The organism is Streptomyces sp. NPDC003038, assembly GCF_040611115.1.
Classification (GTDB): Bacteria; Actinomycetota; Actinomycetes; order Streptomycetales; family Streptomycetaceae; genus Streptomyces.
Map to the genome: position 1 here is coordinate 1 of NZ_JBEXNN010000080.1, position 4,875 is coordinate 4,875.

Genomic DNA, 4,875 nt, shown 5'->3' on the forward strand with positions numbered 1-4,875 from the left:
GGAGACCACCACGGTGTGGGACACCCCAGGGGTGTTGTCCACGAAGTTGGTGATCAACCAGTTCAGGTTCTGTGCCGCCTGGCTCATCGAGCTCACACTAACGCTCCTGGTCATAGCTGTTACTTGACTGCTCAGAACCCTCGCTGCGTCCCTGCTGGACACCGCGTCGCAGGTTGCTCAACCTGCCACGGACGTCCTCCGGGGCGCGGGAGACCTGAGGGCCGCCCTGCGGGGTCGACTCCGCTGTGCCTTCGACCAGGTTGGCCTTGGGCACCCGCCGAGGGAGTCCGGACGGGGTGACCCCGCCCGCCTTCGGCTCACGGAGTTTGCCGGCCTGCTGCCAGCGCTCGTCATTGCGCGAGCGCCAGGCCGCCGTGCCTTCTTTCTCCTCCGTGGCCCGCTCCGTTTCGGCGGACTGCTGCTGACGCTGCGGCCGCTGCTCGAAGAGGGATCCGGCGGACTCCGCTTCCTGCTGCGCCGGCTGCCACTGCTGCTGGCTGCCGCGTCGCGGCAGGCCCGCCCCGGTCATGTCGTGACCGGTGTCGGCAGCGGCGCCCGGACGGTCGAAGCCTACGCGTTCCGGGGCGGGTTCGGGACCGGCAGGGGATTCCGATTCGGTCCCGAAGTCCTGCTGGTAGGCAGCCGGATAGGTGTTCTGACCGGGCCACTCGGCTTCCGCGGACTGGGCTTCGTAGCCGTCCTCGTAGGCCGGAGCGGGCTGCTGCTGATCCTGGTACCCGGCTTCCGGATAGGCGTAGCCCTGCTGCGGGTAGGCCTCGTAGCCCGGCTGCTGCTGGAACTCGTCGGGAGCCTCGTACGGAGCCTCGTAGCCCTGCTCGGGCTGCTGCTCGTAGCCCTGGTACGGCTGGTACCCGTGTTCAGGCTGGGGTTCCGGATAACTCTGATCCGGGTAGCCCTGCTGCTCCTGCTGGTAGCCGGCCTGGGCCTCCAGCGCGGCGCGGCGCTCCTCGCGTACGAGGGACCGGCCGACCGGGTCGAGCTTGCCGCCGTCGGGGCCCTGCCGGTCGTACTGGGAGTCGTCGAAGCCGAGCTCGGCGGCCGTCCGCAGCGGGGCCGCGTGCTGGGCCTGCTGCCGCGGAATCATCGAGGAGACCGTGAAGTCGTCGTCCGGGATGCCCTCGCCACCACCACCGTGGGTGATGGCCTCGGGAAGCATGACCAGCGAGGTCGTTCCGGCCGCCTCGCCCGAGGGGCGCAGCTGGACGCGGATGCTGTGGCGGTCCGCCAGCCGGCCGACCACGAACAGACCCATGCGCTGGGACACCGCGGCGTCCACGGTCGGCGGGTTGGCCAGCTTGTGGTTGATGTCCGCGAAGTCCTCGGCGGTGAGGCCGATGCCCTTGTCGTGGATCTCGACCATCACGCGGCCGTCGGGCAGGCGGGTCGCGTTGACGCGGACCTTGGTCTGCGGGGACGAGAACGTGGTGGCGTTCTCCAGCAGCTCGGCGAGCAGGTGCACGAGGTCGGTCACGGCCTGGCCGTGGATCTCGGCGTCGGAGACGCCGGAGAGCTCGATGCGCTCGTACTGCTCCACCTCCGAGGAGGCGGCGCGCAGGACGTCGACGAGCGGGACCGGCTGGTCCCAGCGGCGGCCCGGGTTCTCACCCGCCAGGATGAGGAGGTTCTCGCCGTTGCGTCGCATACGGGTGGCGAGGTGGTCCAGGCGGAAGAGGTTCTCCAGCTGGTCGGGGTCCGCCTCGTTGTTCTCCAGGTCGGTGATGAGGGTCAGCTGGCCCTCGATCAGCGACTGGTTGCGCATGGAGAGGTTCGTGAAGATCGCGTTGACGTTCCCTCGCAGGAGCGCCTGCTCGGCGGCGAGCCGTACGGCTTCCCGGTGGACCTGGTCGAAGGCGCGCGCGACCTCGCCGATCTCGTCCTGGGAGTTGATCGGGATCGGCGCGACCCGGGTGTCGACCTTGCCGGGGTCGGTGCGCGAGAGCTGGTCGACGAGCATCGGCAGCCGCTGCTCGGCGACCTCGAAGGCGGCGGTGCGCAGATGGGACATGGCGCGGCTCATCTGGCGGGCCATCATGCCGGCCAGGATGAAGGCCGCGAGCAGGGCCACGACCACGATGGCGCCGTTGGTGATGGCGTCGGTGCGGGCCTCGTCGGAGATCGCGATGGTGTCCTTGACGGCCTTGTCGAGGAGTTCCTTCTCGATCTGCTCGTAGCCCTCGAACTTCGCGGTGGCGGCGGCCTGCCAGGCCATGGGCGTGGTGCCGGAGGTGACGAGCTTGGTGTTCTTCTCACCGCTGGCTATCGCATCGGTCATGCCGGTGAGGGGCGACCCGTCGACCCCGTTGGGCGGCGGCTTGAAGGTGACACCGGCCTGCTCGGCCTGCTGCTTGGCGCGGGCGAGCTTCTCGCTTCCGTCGGCGGCCTTCTTCTTCATGACCTCCTGGAGGCGGGTCACGTCCGCGTCGGTGCCGGCCGCGACGTACTCGCCTTGGGCGATCTCCTCGAGGTAGGCGTAGGAGGAGAAGGCGACGAGCTGGGCCTTGCGGACCTCCTCGTCCGTACTCGGGCGGATCAGCAGGTGGGTGCCGACGGAGCGCTGGAGCGAGTTCGCCGCCTTGGCCAGCTGGATCGCGTAGACCATACGGCCGTACGAGGTCACATTGCCGGTGCCGAGGCCGAGTTCGTTCGCGAACTGCATCAGGTAGTGCTGGACCTGCACGTACCCCTCTTCGGTCGGGATGGGACCCGCCGCGTGGGGGAGGTTCTTCTTGGCCGTCTCCGGAAGGGCGTAGGCCGTCTTGCGGACCTGCTCCAGCTTCGGCTCCTCCTGGCGGAAGAGGTCCAGACGGCGCTCCAGGCCCTGGTTGGTCGGCATGTCCTGGACGGCCTTGTCGAACTTCGCCTTGGCCGCGTCGGTCGTCGCGTGGGCCTTGGAGACCACCTCGCTGTTGCGGTCGCCCTTCAGGAGCGGCTCAGCGGTGAGGTCGCGCTCGTTGAGCAGCGCCTGGCTGTACTCCGAGGAGGCCTGGACGACCCTGGCTATCTTCTCGGCGTCCTTGGCCTCGTTCCAGGTGTCGATGGAGCCCTTCACCTGGAAGCCGCCCATGACCAGTCCGACGAGGACGGGCACGAGCAGGATGGCGTTCAGACGGGTCGGCACGCGCCAGTTGCGGGGCGAGAATCTGCTGGTGCTTCCACCGCTCGTGGGTGGGTCCACGGGCACGTCGACATGCGACGCGGCCGCTCTCGGCGGCGGGGTGAAGTTGCCCCGCGCGGGTTCAACCGCGGGGCTTGTGTTGCTTCGCCTCACTCGACCAACAACCTCTCGGCGGTGCTACTAGCTAGTTCGTTGAATTCCAGCACGGTGAAGGCCGTGTTCCAAACAGTTGAAATCAGCAGTTCCCAGTGCCTTATGCCCCACATAAACCGGACATAAAGAGCTTCCTGCGGCAAAAATGGGGGGAGTTGTGAGCGTAGCGGCACCAACCGAACGCAGGCAGTGGCGAACTGGCGCCAATTCTCTGTCGAAACGTTATGAACGCGAGGGGCGGGCCGTGTCGCAAGACACAGCCCGCCCCTCCGCACGTCAGCTGAAGCCGTGTTACTTGAGACGCGCCATGAGGGCGTGCTCGACGAGCGTGATGAGCGCGCTCTTGGCGTCCGCGCGGTGGCGGGCGTCGGTGGTGATGATCGGGGCGTTCGGGCCGATCTGCAGGGCCTCGCGCACTTCGTCCGGGGTGTACGGCTGGTACCCCTCGAAGCCGTTGAGGGCGACGACGAACGGCAGGCCGCTGTTCTCGAAGTAGTCGACGGCGGGGAAGCAGTCGGCGAGGCGGCGCGTGTCCACGAGCACGATCGCACCGATGGCGCCGCGGACCAGGTCGTCCCACATGAACCAGAAGCGGTCCTGGCCCGGAGTACCGAAGAGGTACAGGATCAGGTCCTGGTCGAGGGTGATGCGGCCGAAGTCCATGGCGACCGTGGTGGTCGTCTTGTCCCCGGTGTGGGTCAAGTCGTCGATCCCCGCGCTCGCGGAGGTCATGACGGCCTCGGTGCGCAGCGGGTTGATCTCGGAGACCGCGCCGACGAACGTGGTCTTGCCCACGCCGAAGCCGCCCGCCACCACGATCTTCGCCGAGGTGGTGGAGCGAGGAGCCGCTCCACCGCTAGATGTTCCGAAGGCCACTGAGCACCCTTTCGAGCAGCGTTACGTCCGGCGTGCCGCCGGCCTCTCCATTGCCCGGCTGGTGGATGGCCACCATTCCGGCCTCCGCCAGGTCGGCGACGAGGATCCGCGCGACACCGAGCGGCATCGAAAGCAGTGCCGACACCTCCGCGACCGACTTGACCTCGCGGCACAGGGTGCAGATCCGCTGGTGCTCGGGGAGCAGGCCGGACAGGTGCATCGGATCGGCTGTGGTGCTGACCAGCGCCTCGATGGCGAGCTGGTAGCGGGGCCGGGTACGGCCGCCGGTCATCGCGTACGGACGCACCAGCGGCTGATCGCCTTCCGAGTACGAATCTCCGTACGCATCGGGGTAGGCGGGGGGCGGGGTCATTGATCCTCCGGGCTGGACAGCAGTGGTCAGCGTGCCGTCTGACGGGGCGGCCGGTGGGGGGACGGTATGACGGCCTGACGGGCGTACTGGGTTCCGGGGCGAAGGCCCCGGTCTCCCGGCCGGCAGTACGGTCCGGCCGGGAGATCGGCAGTCAGATGAGCAGGCTTCCCTGCAGTTCCGCGCGCAGGTCCGGGGTGAGGACGCTGCCGGCGCGGTCCACGAGGAGGGCCATCTCGTAGCCCACGAGGCCGATGTCGCATTCGGGGTGCGCGAGTACCGCGAGGGAGGATCCGTCGGAGACGGACATGAGGAAGAGGAATCCCCGGTCCATCTCGAC

General features: G+C 68.4%; 3 protein-coding genes and 2 pseudogenes. All 5 read right to left on the reverse strand.

All coding sequences use genetic code 11. The features are described from left to right. Nucleotides 1-114: pseudogene (locus tag ABZX75_RS33830) on the reverse strand (roadblock/LC7 domain-containing protein); the annotation flags it as partial. Then, nucleotides 98-3,289: a nitrate- and nitrite sensing domain-containing protein gene (locus ABZX75_RS33835; protein ID WP_355417943.1), complete on the reverse strand. Its 3,192-nt coding sequence runs from the start codon at nt 3,287-3,289 to the stop codon at nt 98-100. The pseudogene ABZX75_RS33830 and the gene ABZX75_RS33835, both read right to left, overlap by 17 nt. A 291-nt stretch (nt 3,290-3,580) precedes the next feature. After that, a complete protein-coding gene (locus ABZX75_RS33840; RefSeq protein WP_355417946.1) occupies nt 3,581-4,165 on the reverse strand; it encodes an ATP/GTP-binding protein in 585 nt (194 codons plus the stop codon). Continuing rightward, nucleotides 4,146-4,538 (reverse strand): DUF742 domain-containing protein, encoded by a 393-nt coding sequence (locus ABZX75_RS33845; protein WP_030037344.1) that lies wholly within the window; start codon nt 4,536-4,538, stop codon nt 4,146-4,148. Before ABZX75_RS33845 ends, ABZX75_RS33840 begins: the two co-directional genes overlap by 20 nt. 151 nt (nt 4,539-4,689) lie before the next feature. Continuing rightward, nucleotides 4,690-4,875 (reverse strand): annotated as a pseudogene (locus ABZX75_RS33850) (roadblock/LC7 domain-containing protein); the annotation flags it as partial.

Excerpts from the sequence above, each read along its gene's own strand:
- ABZX75_RS33845 (WP_030037344.1), bottom strand. The coding sequence starts at position 4,538 with ATGACCCCGCCCCCCGCCTACCCCGATGCGTACGGAGATTCGTACTCG.